The following is a 13,089-nucleotide window of genomic DNA, read 5'->3' as shown; positions in this document are numbered from 1 at the left end:
CGCTTTTTTACATTTGTAATGACTATCGCAAGTATTGGTAAATTCAATTCAAACCCAGAACGTCCTGCATATTGAATTGCCCAGCCGTTTTACCCGCCAAAAAGCGTGCCGCCCGCAAGCTGCCTTGGGCATAAATAGTGCGGTTGCTCGCTTTGTGGGTGACTTCTACACGTTCGCCTGCGCCGGCAAATACCACCGTATGATCACCGATTACATCGCCACCGCGTAGTGTTGCAAAACCAATCGTGCCATCCTGGCGCTCGCCAGTGATACCTTCGCGCGACCAAACGGCCACATCTTTGAGCGCTTTATCCCACGCTTTGGTGACCGCTTCGCCCATGGCAATGGCCGTGCCTGATGGTGCATCTACCTTGTGCTTATGGTGCATTTCAACGATTTCAACGTCGTAACCCTGATTCAGTACGCCAGCGGCTATTTCCAGTAATTTGAATACCAGGTTAACTCCAACACTCATATTGTAAGCCGATACAATCGCGATTTTTTCACTCGCGGTGGCAATGCTGGCGCGGCCTGCTTCATCAAAGCCTGTAGTGCCAATAATCATGTTGACGCCGTATTCCAAGCAGGCTTTAAGATGTTCCAGCGTACCTTCGGGGCGGGTGAAGTCGATAATTACATCTGCGCCATTGAGTGCAGCGAGATCGCTTGAAATCAGCACCCCGCTGTTTTTACCCAAAAAAGCCGCGGCATCATTACCGATGCTGGCGCTGCCAGCACGATCCAGTGCGGCAAATAATTGGGCTTCAGGTGCATTGATCACCGCTTCGATCAGCATTTGCCCCATGCGCCCGCTGGCACCGGCAATGGCGATTTTCATCGTCATTTAAAATCCTTTATCTATCAGTGGTTTGACTTCAATGTCTTTGCTGCCAGGATTTGCAGGGTCAGCCTGGGTGCGCATCAAATTCTCTGCGACTGGCGCACTGGCTTTATTTTTCAGCGCTTTGCGTGCCGCAGGCTCAGGCAGCACATCGCCTTCCCATTTAGTGACCATATTATTTTCAAAGAAAACCGTAAATCGTTTCTGCTCTTTGACTTGGCCGCCACGCTGCTCGCGATAAATGTATTCCCAATTATTTTGATGGAATGGATCAACCAGTAGCGGTGTGCCCAAAACAAAACGGACCTGCGTTTGCGTCATTCCGACTTTCAAATTTTCGATCTGATCGGCTGTCACTTCATTGCCTTGCGGGATATCCAGCTTATAAGGCGTCATGACATTGACAACGCTGCAGCCTGCCAAAAACAGGCTGCTACTGATGATTACAGTTAAGATTCTAGCCTTCATGCTCGTACGCTTCACTGTGAGGGTCGGTGCGCGGCACCGAAAAACGCTATATGATAACCGTATTGCGCCGACACCGCACATCTGGAAAGTGGGAAAATTAAAATGAGCAAAGCCGCTGAATTAAAAGGCATGGGTTTAAAGGCCACAGGCCCGCGTTTAAAGATTCTGAATTTGTTTGAAACCAGTGTTGAACGCCATCTGACTGCTGAAGATGTTTACCGTTTATTGCTGGCTGAAGAAATTGATGTGGGTTTGGCCACGGTGTATCGGGTGCTGACTCAGTTTGAGCAGGCTGGTATTCTGGTTCGTCACCATTTTGAAACCGGCAAATCGGTTTTTGAGCTCAATCACGGCGATCACCACGATCATCTGGTTTGTGTAAAGTGTGGCAAGGTCGACGAATTCTTTGATCCGGAAATTGAAGCGCGTCAGGATGCGATTGCCGAAAAACACGGGTTCCAGATTCAAGAGCACGAGATGTACTTGTATGGTATTTGTTCCGACTGCCAGCTCAAGCTCAAAAAATAATCGAGCGCTGCCCCAGCATGATTCCGTGGCTTGATCACCGCCATCAATTTCCGCCCTTATCGCAAGCATTAACCGAGCCAAACGGCCTGCTGGCCGCAGGTGGAGATCTTGCGCCCGGCCGGATTCTGGCGGCCTACCGCCAGGGCATTTTTCCCTGGTTTATGCCGGGTGAACCCATCTTATGGTGGAGCCCGGACCCGCGCATGGTGTTGTATCCGGCGCAATTGCATATCCATCGCTCTCTTGCCAAAACACTGCGCAACAAATCCTATCGGGTCACTTTTGATACTGAGTTTGCTCAGGTGATGAGCCTGTGCGCTGCGCCTAGAGGAGAGCAGCCAGGCACCTGGATATCTGCTGACATGCTTGCTGCATATATTGCTTTGCATGAGGCTGGTTTTGCGCACAGTATCGAATGCTGGATGGATGACGAGCTAGTTGGCGGGCTTTACGGCATGGCGATCGGAAAAATGTTCTATGGTGAATCCATGTTCGCTAAGCGTGCCGATGCGTCAAAAATTGCGTTTGTTCACGCCGTGCAATGGCTGCAGGCGCAAGGCTTTGGGCTGATTGATTGTCAGATGTATACCGATCATTTGGCTCGGTTTGGTGCACTGGAAATTGATCTTGCTGAGTTTATGCGGCAATTGCAACAACTGACCGCCCAGTTTGATGTATTGGGCCCTTGGTCTTATCACTATGAATCACGAGGCTCTGGCTAGCCCTTATCCGAGGTTGCTATGAACGATACGTTTCGCAAGCACACGGTGCAACTTCAGTTTTATGCCACGGCACCTTATCCCTGTAGTTATCTGGACGGTCAGTTAGCCCGCTCGCAGGTGGCGGTGCCTTCCGATCTGATTGATTCTGATATTTACAGCCAGCTGGTCGAGCAAGGCTTCCGGCGTAGCGGGCTGTTTGTCTACCGTCCCTGGTGTGACCATTGTCAGGCCTGTGTGCCGGTCAGATTGCTTGTGAATCAATTTGTGCCTAATCGCACCCAGCGTCGTGTGGCGCAACGAAATCAGATTTTGCGGGTGCGGCTGATGGAGCTGGCTTTTCGCGAAGAGCACTTTAGCCTATATCAGCGCTATCAGCAGTCGCGCCATCCCGGGGGGGGCATGGATCAGGATAATCGTGAGCAGTACGAGAGTTTTGTCTTGAAAAGCAATGTCGCCAGCTTTCTGGCTGAATTTCTGGAAGACGGCGTCGTGCGCATGGTGAGCCTGATTGATCAGCTGGAAGACGGAATTTCTTCGGTTTACACTTTTTTTGACCCGGATTTGGCGCCGCGTAGCCTAGGGGTGTACAACGTGCTCTGGCAGATCGGGCTGGCCAAACAGCTGGGTTTGCCTTATGTCTACCTTGGTTACTGGATCAAGAATTGTCGCAAAATGTCGTATAAAACCCAGTATCAGCCTATTGAGGGGCGGATCAAGGGGCAGTGGCAGTTGCTGCAAGAATAGATAGGGTATATTGATAGGAGCTAATCAGATATTGCTCTCTAGCAATATACCCTGTGTTTTGATTAAGCCTTGATTTTGTTCGACCAAGCAGTCAGCGCAATCAATTGGGCGCGAATATTGTCGCGGATTTTCTCGTCGGTCACATTGCCATCACCATCAAAGCCACCGGCAAATGCATTGGCAAAAACCTCGGGTTTGTTCAAGGGGTGAAGGTCGACAAAAACACACACCTGCCGTAAATGATACTGCGCCCTTGATGTTCCCATTCCACCGCCAGAGCCCATCAAGGCGGCGGCCTTGCCGCCTAGAATATGATTGTTTTCCGCACGCGACGCCCAGTCGATGGCGTTTTTCAGTGCCGGTGAAATCGAGTAGTTGTATTCGGGGCCGCCCAGGATAAACGCATCGGCAGCAGCCATTTGCGCGAGCAAAGTCTTGACTGCGGCTGGCGGCTCGGTGATGTCGGCATTGTAAAAAGGGATGGCCGACAAATCGGCAATCTCAATCTCCATGCCTTCAGGCGCATTGGCTTGCGCGCAGCGCAGCATGCCTTTGTTAGTAGATTTCTCACGCAGGCTACCGCAGATGGCCAGAACTTTCATAGTGTGTATTTCCTATTGGATTAATCGCCTGTTTAGCTTAGCTTCAAGTTCTGCTGCCGCAAAGCGCAATTCTCTGCCCGACTTGTTCAGTTTTTCTGCGCAAGCCAGACAGTCAATTGATCCAGTACCCAATCAGGGGCGTCTAGCGGCAAATCGTGTCCGGCATAAGGATGGGTTTTCAGTGGACATTGCCAGGCTAGGGCGATGCTGGCAGAGCAAGCAGGATCGACAAGCCGGTCTTGCGTACTATTGAGCAATAATGTCGGGATAGGGGGAGGGTAGCGATCACCGCGGTACTGGCTGGCAGCCCATAATTGCCGAAGCACATTGGTAAAGTACACTGGGCATTCTTTGGCGTATTGCTGCCACGCCCTTAATGCTGCTGTGTCGCGCTGATTGCTGCATAAATCAAAAATGACGCGTTCGCGCTCAATTGGCCCCAGCAAGGCCAGTGCCAGCAGCCGATGCCAGTTGTGCGCTCGCAAGCGTTGATGGGCTGGGTTAAAGGCTGCTAGGCTGGTGTTGATGAGCGTGCAGCTGGCCACATCCGCAGGGCGCAATCGTACCCATTCCAGTGCGGCCATAGCACCCATCGAAATCGCGATCACATGGTATGGCTGGCTAGCCCCTTGCTGAATGAGGCTTTGCTTGCAATACCCTGCCATTTCTTTGATGCTGTTCAGGCTTTTTTGCCGATACAGTAAGCCATTGCCCGGCCATTCAAGGCAAATCACCTGATCATCCGGGAAGCGTGTTTGCAATTGCTGCGGAAAATCGCCCCAGTGGCGGGTTTCCCGCATCAGCCCGCGTAGCAAGATCCATGTACTCATTGGCGATACCAGTGTTGAAGTGCCTGTTGCTGCAATTGTGTCCGGTTTGCCTGCTGCGGTAGCCAGCGAGCCGCATCATGTACGGCCCGCATCATGAATTCAAACAGCAGTAAATGTTTGCGCAGCACCCTTTGTTCCCGGTGTGGAACGACCGGATTAAACAGCCCACCTAGCGAGAAAAGCTGGCGCGGATTTTTTTTGATCCAGAGCCAGGAGCCGAGTTCGAGAGTGAGCGGCAAAAACACCCGCCCGCTGTGTTGTAATTGCTGCTGATACAGATGATCCCAGATATCGCCGTGCGTGATGTATTGCCGGGCTTGCGGCTCAATCACATACGGGTGATGCGGGTAGCTTTCCTGAAACAGCTGGCTTAGTGCAAAAATTTCAGCCAGATGCGGAATCGGTTGTCGGGTATGGGCATACGGAAACCATAATCGGTCCCGCAAGCCAAAACCGGAATGGCAATCGAGGGCGATACTGAGCGGGCTATTGAATAATTGTTCGGCCACAAAACGGCATAAAGCCTGGTTTTCCTCGGCCATCGGGGCATTTTCCACGCCACGATACCAGGGCAGGTGTCGGCTGATGCGGTGCCCGCCAAGCAGAAACGGGACGCGCTGCCCTGCCTCAATAGGTGCGTTTCGCATCAGATCAACGCCATGGGCGTTGCTGCGCCAGCCTTTGGCCATGCCGGCCGGATTGAGTAGCGGCATAAATACCAGGCGCATGCTTTGCAATTTGTAATGCAGGCTGCTATCCCAGCGCATACGCACAAACAGGCTACCCAGTAGTGCCAGCAATATTTGGCAGCCTATCCGTTCCAGCCCATGGATGCCGCCAAAAAAGCCCAATACGGCAGCACCGCTGGAAGGATTCCCCATGCTCAGGCTGTAAATCGGATATGTTCCCTGTGTCGCCTGAATCTGCCCATGGGTCTGCACGGTGACTTCTGCCGGAGCTTGCGCTATCAGCTCTTCCAGTTGTTGTAATTCTGGTAGCGTATGCATGCCTTGCCCTTTATGCCATTTGCCAAACTATAGGCGAGGCATGTCAGACTTATGTTACAAACCGCCGCTGCGGTATTATTGCCTATGCGGATGTTACCGATTGCATTCGGGTGATACAGCAGGCTGAATGGGATGCAATTAACCAAGGGTTTTCATCAATGACGATCCATGTTTCTCTGTTAAACACGGTGGCAGGCCGACAAATTGGCTGTTTGGCCTTGAGTGCACCAGAGCGGATTAATGCCCAGAATCTGGCTATGGTCAGGCAAATGGCGGCCGCCTTGGCGGCATGGGAGCAAGACGAGCGGGTGGTTGCCGTGGTTTTGCTCGGCGCGGGGGAGCGCGGGTTTTGTGCCGGTGGTGATTTGAAATCTTTGCATCAAGCCATGAGTGAACCAGCGCAGATTGCACAGGGCGATGCTTTTTTTGCCGAAGAATATCGCTTATGCCAAACGATCAGGGAATGGCGCAAACCGATTCTGGCCTGGGGGCACGGTATTGTGATGGGCGGTGGCTGGGGTTTATTTGCTGCCGCCAGCCACCGGGTGCTCACTGAATCGAGCCGCTTGGCGATGCCGGAAACCGGTATTGGTCTGTTTCCCGATGTCGCCGCCAGCTGGTGGTTGCCACAATTGCAGGGTGTTGGGCGCTTTCTGGCGCTGAGCGGTGCTGTGCTCAATGCAGCAGATGCGCTGCACTTGGGGGTCGCCGACTGGGTTTGCCACGATACAGAGCGCCATTCGATCTTGCTGGCCATGGCCAATTTGCCTTGGTTTGCAGAGGCTGACAGGGACGTATTGTTACTGAGCGACTTTCTGGATCAGCAGTTGCCCCCCGACTTGCCGCAAGCCAATCTGATCCCGTATCAAGCGCAGATTAGCCGTTTGTGCGAGGGCAGCTTTGCTGACGCGATTGATGGCTTGCTCGCCCTGGCTAGTACCGAGCAGAGCAGCTATTTACAGCATGCCGCACAACGCTTGACTGCCGCCTCGCCAACGTCGCTCTATCTGAGCTGGGCTCTGCAGCAGCGTTGCGAAACATTGAGTTTGGCGCAAACTGTTGAGCTGGAAACCAGAATGGCTGCATGTGCTTTGCGCTACGGTGATTTTAAAGAAGGTATATATTGCACCCTGTTTAACCGGCAGCAACAGCCCCGCTGGCGTCAGTCTTCCTATGCAAATTTGGATGTGGCTGCGATTGAAGCCCATTTTGTGCCGTTATCTGAACAATTGGGTTGAGAAAAGCAGGTGACTTGCAAACTTTACTTGAAACTTTTTGTGTTTCACCGCATCTTATCGCGTACGGATAGGCGCGTTGGCGTCGATTGAATGATAAAGACTAGGAGAGCCTGATCATGCAATACAATACTGCAACGTACGGGAGCGCGACACTGTCGGCGGAACGCAACCGCGTGCTGCGAAATACTTATTTCCTGCTGGCATTATCAATGCTGCCCACTGCCGCAGGCGCGATGCTTGGCATTTCAATGAAATTTGCGATGGGCTCATGGATGGGGCTGATCGTTTTTCTGGGCGTCAGCTTCGGTGCTTTTTACGCCATCGAGAAAACTAAAGAATCAGGTGTTGGTGTTGCTATTTTGCTAGCCTACACCGGTTTTATGGGTTTATGGTTAAGCCAGATTTTGCAATCGGCACTGAAATTCAGTAATGGTGCGCAATTGATCGGGATTGCGGCTGTAGGTACTGCGGCAATTTTCTTTACGCTCGCAAGTATTGCGACGGTGACCAAGAAAGATTTTTCTTTCATGGGCAAATTTCTGATGATTGGTCTGGTGCTGGTGCTGCTGGCGGCTGTTGCAAATATCTTTTTCGCCATTCCAGCACTGTCATTAACTATCTCTGCTGTTGCGATCTTGCTCTTTTCAGGTTTTATCCTGTACGACGTGAGCCGTATTGTGAATGGTGGTGAGACCAACTATATCTCCGCCACTTTGAGCCTGTATTTGAATATCTACAATCTGTTTACCAGCTTGCTGCATCTGCTGATGGCATTCTCTGGTAATAGCCGTGATTGATTGAATCACTGTTGTAATAAAAAAAACCGCAGCTCTTGAATGACTGCGGTTTTTTTATTTCCTCTCTACCTGCTTTAAACCCTGGCTTGCGCTAGAGTGCAGCTCACTCCTTGTAACGGTGCTGCCATCATATCCAGTTGTTCCCATGTGTGTTTGCACAGCAGGCAGGGTTGCAGATTCACCAGATACTGCGCAGCTTCTTCTGCCGAGCTGTGTCCAAGAGGCTGGATGAACTGTTGAATGAAAAAAATGCGGTTGATGCCTTCAATCAGCGGCAGCAAGGATCTGAGCAGCTCGATCGGGATATCCCGCGCTAGATACCAGTGATGATCATGTACAATAAGCGCATTGAAATGTGAGCCCCAGGCGAAGCCTTTTACAATGTTTTGCGGCGAAACGGCCAGTATGCTGCAGACCATTTCCGGTTCATGGATCAAGGCACTCAGTTGCACTAATGTACGCGCTATCTGGCTGTGCTGTAGTTCAATCAGGTTGGGTTTCACGGCAGGGCTTAGTGATTAAATCAGACCTTTGAATTCTTATTGAAAGCAACGGTAAAGCAAGTAATAAACTGCGGATTAATTGACAAACGATGAATGAAAGAAAAGTAACCCGGGTGGCCGCAGGCATTTTGCAGCAAGCAGACGGACAGTTTTTGCTTGCCAGCCGACCCGTTGGCAAGCCGTATGCGGGTTATTGGGAGTTTCCCGGCGGCAAGCTGGAGCAGGGCGAAACTCCTTTGGCCGCGTTGCAGCGTGAACTGGCTGAAGAGCTGGGCATCGAGGTGCAGCAAGCCAGGCCTTGGTTATGTCAGCGCTTTGACTATCCGCATGCACTGGTTGAGTTGTATTTCTATCGCGTTACCGCATGGTCCGGGGCGATTGTTTCGCATGAGGGGCAAGAATTTGCCTGGCAAAGGGCAGGGCAACTGAATGTCTCGCCTATTTTGCCAGCCAATGGCCCTATTTTGCGCGGCTTAAGCCTGAACGACACGCTGATTTTCTCGCCTGCTGGTTTGATTGATGATGCCGAACTGATTCGCAAAATGGCGGCTTACTGGCATGCTGGTCCAGCCTGGCTGGTGCTGCGCGAACCTCAACGCACTCCGGATGAATATACCCAGCTGTGTCAGCAACTGGCGCAGTTGCCACGTCCGCATGGCGGCAAATTGATCGGCCATGGCGATCTCAGTTATTTACGAGCCTTGGTGCTAGATGGCGTTCACCTGACCTCACGCCAGTTGATGGCATCAAATGGTCGCCCACATGGCTTTGATTGGGTCGGTGCGTCGACTCATCATCTTGAAGAGCTACAATATGCCAATGCACTGGGGCTGGATTACACCGTTCTAGGCCACGTGGCGGTCAGCAATAGCCATCCGGCCGAGCCGCCTTTGGGTTGGGAGCGGTTTGCCCAGCTACTCGCGCAGGGATGGTCCAGCCCGTGTTATGCAATTGGTGGGCAAAGTTTGGGTACTTTGGCTCAGGCCCAGGCGCTCGGAGCGCAAGGGGTCGCCATCTTGAGTGCGGCATGGTGAGCAAGAAGTACCGTCTGCCTGCCGGGGGCGTGTTGTTGATATTGCTTGGACTGGGGTTTTGGGCGGCAAATTGGTACGATGCAAAACCTCAATCCATACATCAGGTGGCGTGTCCAAATCTGCGGCAAGCCTGCCAGTTTGTGATTGGCAATGAAACCTATGTGATTCGCGCTGATCAAGCCATTAGTACAAATAAACCATTCCAGGTATTGCTCAGTGCCAAGGCTGAGCGGGTACGGGGGCGCTGGGAAATGACTGGGATGGCAATGGGGCCGAATGAATATCGCTTTCAGTCGGCCGATAGCCTTAACTGGCAAGCCCGTATGGCATTGCCACTGTGCACTGAGGCCAGGCATGACTGGTTGCTTGTGTTAGAGATTGATCAAAGCACGGTGCAGATCAAGACCTCGTCAAAAATCAACTAAGATGCTGATACGGTTTGGAGTCTGCTGTGTTGAAACGGAATAATCAGAATGAAAAAAATATCCTTGAGTTTGCTTCTGTTGGCAATCGCTACAAGTCCGGTTTTCGCGACCAAAGTCTATCAATGGCGGGATGCCGAAGGCCGCGTTTTTTATTCTGACCAACCGCCCGCAGTTTCAGGGGTCAAGGAGCGCAGCATCCGGCCCAACATAATCGGCAACGCCAGTCAGGTACAAGTCAAGCCTGTCGTCAAGGATGAGGTTGTGCTGTGGGTGAGTGCCAGTTGTGAGCCTGCGTGTAGTCAGGCTTTGGCGATGCTGGATTTGCGCCAAGTGCAATATGAAGTGCGCAATGTTGATCCTGCCAATGAAAAAACCATGCTGGCTTTTTTTACTGCCGTCGGCACTATGCAGGCAAGGCCGCCAGTATTAATGATTGGTAAAGAAGTCCTCAAGGAATGGAATAGCCCGGTTTGGCAGGCTGCACTGAGCAAGGCTGGCTATCCTTTGCCAAGAAAATAGCAGCGACATTCTATATTGGCGCTTGTGGCGTTTTGAGCTTGCGGCGAATCCCTGCGTTGAGCTCTGTATATTGGCAATATTCAGCCTGCCTTTGTCTTCTGTCTATCGAGCTTGCTGCATGCAGATTTTAGTTCTCTTGCAAGCGCAAACCTGCTGTTACAATTTGCTCCCGGATGACTGTCGAGCGACAACCATGAAAATTGCGACCTGGAATGTGAACTCCCTGAAAGTACGCCTGGATCAGGTGCTGGAGTGGATGAACAATAACCCGGATCTAACGGCTTTGTGCCTGCAGGAAACCAAAATGGACGACCCGGTTTTTCCTGCCGAGGCGATTCGTGCCGCCGGTTTTGAAGTGGCCTTCGCCGGACAGAAAACTTATAACGGTGTGGCCATTATTGCCCGCTCGGCGATTGAAGACGTGGTGATCAATATCCCCGGTTTTGAAGATCCGCAAAAACGGGTGATCTCGGCGACGATTGATGGTGTTCGGCTGGTTGGCGCTTATATCCCGAATGGTCAGGATCTGGAGTCAGATAAATACCAGTACAAGCTGGCCTGGCTTGCTGCCCTTCATGGGTGGTTGGCACAGGAACTGGAAAGCTATCCGCAGCTGGCATTGCTGGGTGATTACAATATAGCGCCCGAAGATCGTGATGTACATGACATCCGAAAATGGCAAGGTGGTGTATTAGTATCCCCGCCAGAACGCGCGGCATTTCAGGGCTTACAGGCTTTGGGGCTGATCGATGTGTTCCGGCAATTTGAGCAACCCGAGAAATCATTCAGCTGGTGGGATTACCGCGGCTTTTCTTTCAAGAAAAATGCCGGTCTGCGTATTGATCATATTCTGATGTCACCCGCACTGGCGGTACGCTGTAGCGCCTGCCAGATCGACATCGAACCACGCAAGCATGAGCGTCCATCGGATCATACCCCTGTGATTGCTACTTTAGATTGAGCTAGAAAATGGATAAAGCGAAATTACTTTCAGGCAGCAGCCTGTTTTGCCAACTCAGCTACCAAGAGCTGGCCGAACTGGCGTTGCATGCCCAATCGCGCCTGGTGCGTGCCAAGCAGGTAGTTCTGGCACAAGGCGAATTGAGTGACGAGATGTATGCCGTCATTCACGGGCGGCTGAAGGTAATGCGTAGCAATTCGGAAGGGCGCGAGCTTACTCTGGCCATTCTGGAAGCTGGGGAAGTTTTTGGCGAGCTGGCCATGCTTGACGGCGGCCCCAGAACGGCGACCATCGAAGCGCTGGAAGATTGCGAGTTGCTGGTGCTGCAGCGAGCCATGGTTGATCAGTACCTGAATGCGCACCCGTTGGTCATGCGCTCAATGATTCAAACGCTGTGCGAGCGTTTGCGCAGCGCCGATGAGCTGGTGCAAGACACACTGTTTTTGCCTTTGCCGCAGCGTTTGGCCAAAGTACTGCGGCAGTTGGCACAAAATCATGGTGATGAAACCGCTGAAGGCATTCGCATTGATCTGAAATTGACTCAGCAGGAGTTGGCCAACTTTGTCGGTGCGACGCGGGAAAGTGTCAATAAACAGCTCAGCGCATGGGAATCGCAGCAGTGGTTAAACATGCGCGGGGGGTATATCCTGATAAGCAACTTAGATAGCTTGCCTTAGGTCGATCCCCAGTACTGTATTTGAACTTGTTGCTCCAGCATGCATTGATCATCCTTGATAAATGACTACAGCTCAACTTTGCGTTTTATTCAAACCCGGCCTTTAAAGTCGGGTTTTTTTGCGCTTTGGGCAAGGCATTATTTCAATGAATTTAATGAATTACCGTTTGTCTGGAAAAATGTTGTTTTTTTCTCTAAATATTTGAAAGTGTTGTAACGCTACAATTGATTAGAAACTGTATTTTCATTGATTTGACTACATAAAAGCTAATCATGCCTAATGGCGTCAGTAAGTTAATGCACTGGCCCAGTTCAGGAATATAAGGGAATCATAATGTTTCGTAAGAGTATGCTTGCTTCATGCTTGGCATTGAGCTGCCTGTTTGCGGCTCCCGCCATGACTTTTGCATTTAATCCAAGCTCTAATTTGCCGGTAAATGTAGATAACAAAGGTGTGGCTTTGCGTGGTTATGATCCGATTTCCTATTTTTCCGGTAAACCGGCACAAGGCGATTCGGATTACGCATTCAGTTACGAGGGTGGTACGTATTACTTTGTTTCTAAAGCCAATTTGGAGAAATTTAAATCCAATCCAGCTCAGTATGCCCCGCGTTTTGGCGGTTTCTGCGCCCAGGCAGTAGCCAAGGAAAAGAAAGTCGATAGCGACCCGCTGTCGTACAAAATCGTAGATGGCTATCTGTTTCTAACGGCGAAAAGCGCTTACAAAGATTGGACTGTGAATGTGGATGGCTACGTCAAACAAGCCTACGTTCGCTGGCCAGACATCAAGAATGTGCCACCAAAAGGGCTGTAGTTATCGCGACTGCAATTAGTATTTATGCCTAATAAATAAAATAGGGTGATTTCTCTACAGAAATCACCCTATTTTTTTGTGAACTACATCACGCTGTATGCTTTGAGGAATGTATGCGTACGGCGTGACCGCCTCGCCAGTTGCATCGAAATGAACTAGCCGCGCAGCGGCAACAACTCATCAATCCTGCTATTCGGCCAGGTAGGGAGTTTTTCCAGCGTGTCCTTCAGCCATTCTGATGGCTCAATGCCATTCAGTTTAGCCGTCGCCAATAAACTTTGGATGGCGGCTGCGCGTTTGCCGGCGCGTTCGCTGCCCGCGAATAGCCAATTCTTTTTGCCAATCGCAATCGGCCGGATGGCGTTTTCGATTGGATTATT

At 51.2% G+C, this 13,089-nt stretch carries 18 protein-coding genes; 11 read left to right on the top strand and 7 right to left on the bottom strand.

Annotated elements, in window-relative coordinates:
- Positions 1 to 43: 43 nt before the first annotated feature.
- Together dapB and FLS37_RS11370 are read right to left on the bottom strand one after the other, a co-directional pair.
- On the bottom strand, positions 44 to 844 hold the full coding sequence (dapB, locus tag FLS37_RS11375) for a 4-hydroxy-tetrahydrodipicolinate reductase (RefSeq protein ID WP_198314593.1): 801 nt from the start codon (positions 842 to 844) through the stop codon (positions 44 to 46).
- Positions 845 to 1,309, bottom strand: coding sequence for an outer membrane protein assembly factor BamE (locus FLS37_RS11370; RefSeq protein WP_232522580.1), 465 nt, complete (start codon positions 1,307 to 1,309; stop codon positions 845 to 847).
- A gap of 102 nt (positions 1,310 to 1,411) precedes the next feature.
- On the opposite strand from FLS37_RS11370, the gene fur reads away from it, so the two are divergent.
- The 3 genes from fur to FLS37_RS11355 are packed head-to-tail and all read left to right on the top strand — an operon-like array spanning position 1,412 to position 3,303.
- Positions 1,412 to 1,837 carry a ferric iron uptake transcriptional regulator gene (gene fur, locus FLS37_RS11365; RefSeq protein WP_157670049.1) on the top strand — a complete coding sequence of 142 codons (426 nt, stop codon included), beginning with the start codon at positions 1,412 to 1,414 and terminating at the stop codon, positions 1,835 to 1,837.
- A 17-nt stretch (positions 1,838 to 1,854) separates the two neighbouring features.
- Positions 1,855 to 2,559, top strand: coding sequence for a leucyl/phenylalanyl-tRNA--protein transferase (aat, locus tag FLS37_RS11360; RefSeq protein ID WP_157670048.1), 705 nt, complete (start codon positions 1,855 to 1,857; stop codon positions 2,557 to 2,559).
- Between the two features lie 18 nt (positions 2,560 to 2,577).
- Positions 2,578 to 3,303: an arginyltransferase gene (locus tag FLS37_RS11355; protein WP_157670047.1), complete on the top strand. Its 726-nt coding sequence runs from the start codon at positions 2,578 to 2,580 to the stop codon at positions 3,301 to 3,303.
- A gap of 62 nt (positions 3,304 to 3,365) precedes the next feature.
- Here the strand turns inward: FLS37_RS11355 and FLS37_RS11350 are convergent, their stop codons facing one another.
- The 3 genes from FLS37_RS11350 to FLS37_RS11340 form a co-directional block, all read right to left on the bottom strand.
- Positions 3,366 to 3,905 (bottom strand): NADPH-dependent FMN reductase, encoded by a 540-nt coding sequence (locus tag FLS37_RS11350; RefSeq protein ID WP_157670046.1) that lies wholly within the window; start codon positions 3,903 to 3,905, stop codon positions 3,366 to 3,368.
- Positions 3,906 to 3,991: 86 nt separating this feature from the next.
- Positions 3,992 to 4,735 carry an alpha/beta fold hydrolase gene (locus FLS37_RS11345; protein ID WP_157670045.1) on the bottom strand — a complete coding sequence of 248 codons (744 nt, stop codon included), beginning with the start codon at positions 4,733 to 4,735 and terminating at the stop codon, positions 3,992 to 3,994.
- On the bottom strand, positions 4,732 to 5,742 hold the full coding sequence (locus tag FLS37_RS11340) for a M14 family zinc carboxypeptidase (RefSeq protein ID WP_157670044.1): 1,011 nt from the start codon (positions 5,740 to 5,742) through the stop codon (positions 4,732 to 4,734). The genes FLS37_RS11345 and FLS37_RS11340 overlap by 4 nt, the downstream gene beginning before the upstream one ends.
- 158 nt (positions 5,743 to 5,900) lie before the next feature.
- Between FLS37_RS11340 and FLS37_RS11335 the strand changes: the two genes are divergently transcribed.
- Both FLS37_RS11335 and FLS37_RS11330 read left to right on the top strand, forming a co-directional pair.
- Positions 5,901 to 6,980, top strand: coding sequence for an enoyl-CoA hydratase/isomerase family protein (locus tag FLS37_RS11335; RefSeq protein WP_157670043.1), 1,080 nt, complete (start codon positions 5,901 to 5,903; stop codon positions 6,978 to 6,980).
- Between the two features lie 116 nt (positions 6,981 to 7,096).
- The gene (locus tag FLS37_RS11330; protein WP_157670042.1) at positions 7,097 to 7,777 is read left to right on the top strand and encodes a Bax inhibitor-1/YccA family protein; all 681 of its coding nucleotides are present in this window, start codon (positions 7,097 to 7,099) and stop codon (positions 7,775 to 7,777) included.
- Positions 7,778 to 7,851: 74 nt separating this feature from the next.
- Here FLS37_RS11330 and FLS37_RS11325 read toward each other — a convergent pair whose 3' ends face one another.
- Positions 7,852 to 8,280 carry a hypothetical protein gene (locus FLS37_RS11325; protein ID WP_157670041.1) on the bottom strand — a complete coding sequence of 143 codons (429 nt, stop codon included), beginning with the start codon at positions 8,278 to 8,280 and terminating at the stop codon, positions 7,852 to 7,854.
- 89 nt (positions 8,281 to 8,369) lie between these two features.
- On the opposite strand from FLS37_RS11325, the gene FLS37_RS11320 reads away from it, so the two are divergent.
- The 6 genes from FLS37_RS11320 to FLS37_RS11295 all read left to right on the top strand — a co-directional run bounded on the left by FLS37_RS11320 (position 8,370) and on the right by FLS37_RS11295 (position 12,709).
- A complete protein-coding gene (locus FLS37_RS11320; RefSeq protein WP_198314592.1) occupies positions 8,370 to 9,314 on the top strand; it encodes a Nudix family hydrolase in 945 nt (314 codons plus the stop codon).
- Positions 9,308 to 9,739, top strand: coding sequence for a hypothetical protein (locus FLS37_RS11315; protein WP_157670040.1), 432 nt, complete (start codon positions 9,308 to 9,310; stop codon positions 9,737 to 9,739). Before FLS37_RS11320 ends, FLS37_RS11315 begins: the two co-directional genes overlap by 7 nt.
- Positions 9,740 to 9,787: 48 nt before the next feature.
- Positions 9,788 to 10,258 carry a DUF4124 domain-containing protein gene (locus FLS37_RS11310; RefSeq protein WP_157670039.1) on the top strand — a complete coding sequence of 157 codons (471 nt, stop codon included), beginning with the start codon at positions 9,788 to 9,790 and terminating at the stop codon, positions 10,256 to 10,258.
- 193 nt (positions 10,259 to 10,451) lie between these two features.
- Positions 10,452 to 11,219: an exodeoxyribonuclease III gene (xth, locus tag FLS37_RS11305; protein ID WP_157670038.1), complete on the top strand. Its 768-nt coding sequence runs from the start codon at positions 10,452 to 10,454 to the stop codon at positions 11,217 to 11,219.
- An 8-nt stretch (positions 11,220 to 11,227) separates the two neighbouring features.
- A complete protein-coding gene (locus FLS37_RS11300; RefSeq protein WP_157670037.1) occupies positions 11,228 to 11,896 on the top strand; it encodes a Crp/Fnr family transcriptional regulator in 669 nt (222 codons plus the stop codon).
- A 396-nt stretch (positions 11,897 to 12,292) separates the two neighbouring features.
- The gene (locus FLS37_RS11295; RefSeq protein ID WP_198314591.1) at positions 12,293 to 12,709 is read left to right on the top strand and encodes a YHS domain-containing (seleno)protein; all 417 of its coding nucleotides are present in this window, start codon (positions 12,293 to 12,295) and stop codon (positions 12,707 to 12,709) included.
- 155 nt (positions 12,710 to 12,864) lie between these two features.
- On the opposite strand, the gene FLS37_RS11290 is transcribed toward FLS37_RS11295, so the two are convergent.
- Positions 12,865 to 13,089, bottom strand: a 225-nt coding sequence (locus FLS37_RS11290; RefSeq protein ID WP_157670035.1) for a transposase domain-containing protein, incomplete at its 5' end; no start/stop codon positions are given.

It is taken from the genome of Chitinibacter sp. GC72 (genome assembly GCF_009760905.1).
Taxonomy (GTDB): Bacteria; Pseudomonadota; Gammaproteobacteria; order Burkholderiales; family Chitinibacteraceae; genus Chitinibacter.
The sequence above is the reverse complement of the archived record's forward strand: the minus strand, read 5'-3'. Positions and strand labels throughout refer to the sequence as shown.

Excerpts from the sequence above, each read along its gene's own strand:
- FLS37_RS11330 (WP_157670042.1), top strand. The coding sequence starts at position 7,097 with ATGCAATACAATACTGCAACGTACGGGAGCGCGACACTGTCGGCGGAA.
- FLS37_RS11310 (WP_157670039.1), top strand. The coding sequence starts at position 9,788 with ATGAAAAAAATATCCTTGAGTTTGCTTCTGTTGGCAATCGCTACAAGT.
- dapB (WP_198314593.1), bottom strand. The coding sequence starts at position 844 with ATGACGATGAAAATCGCCATTGCCGGTGCCAGCGGGCGCATGGGGCAA.
- FLS37_RS11315 (WP_157670040.1), top strand. The coding sequence starts at position 9,308 with ATGGTGAGCAAGAAGTACCGTCTGCCTGCCGGGGGCGTGTTGTTGATA.
- FLS37_RS11335 (WP_157670043.1), top strand. The coding sequence starts at position 5,901 with ATGACGATCCATGTTTCTCTGTTAAACACGGTGGCAGGCCGACAAATT.
- FLS37_RS11320 (WP_198314592.1), top strand. The coding sequence starts at position 8,370 with ATGAATGAAAGAAAAGTAACCCGGGTGGCCGCAGGCATTTTGCAGCAA.
- FLS37_RS11295 (WP_198314591.1), top strand. The coding sequence starts at position 12,293 with ATGACTTTTGCATTTAATCCAAGCTCTAATTTGCCGGTAAATGTAGAT.
- FLS37_RS11345 (WP_157670045.1), bottom strand. The coding sequence starts at position 4,735 with ATGAGTACATGGATCTTGCTACGCGGGCTGATGCGGGAAACCCGCCAC.
- aat (WP_157670048.1), top strand. The coding sequence starts at position 1,855 with ATGATTCCGTGGCTTGATCACCGCCATCAATTTCCGCCCTTATCGCAA.
- FLS37_RS11350 (WP_157670046.1), bottom strand. The coding sequence starts at position 3,905 with ATGAAAGTTCTGGCCATCTGCGGTAGCCTGCGTGAGAAATCTACTAAC.
- FLS37_RS11355 (WP_157670047.1), top strand. The coding sequence starts at position 2,578 with ATGAACGATACGTTTCGCAAGCACACGGTGCAACTTCAGTTTTATGCC.
- xth (WP_157670038.1), top strand. The coding sequence starts at position 10,452 with ATGAAAATTGCGACCTGGAATGTGAACTCCCTGAAAGTACGCCTGGAT.
- fur (WP_157670049.1), top strand. The coding sequence starts at position 1,412 with ATGAGCAAAGCCGCTGAATTAAAAGGCATGGGTTTAAAGGCCACAGGC.
- FLS37_RS11340 (WP_157670044.1), bottom strand. The coding sequence starts at position 5,742 with ATGCATACGCTACCAGAATTACAACAACTGGAAGAGCTGATAGCGCAA.
- FLS37_RS11300 (WP_157670037.1), top strand. The coding sequence starts at position 11,228 with ATGGATAAAGCGAAATTACTTTCAGGCAGCAGCCTGTTTTGCCAACTC.
- FLS37_RS11370 (WP_232522580.1), bottom strand. The coding sequence starts at position 1,309 with ATGAAGGCTAGAATCTTAACTGTAATCATCAGTAGCAGCCTGTTTTTG.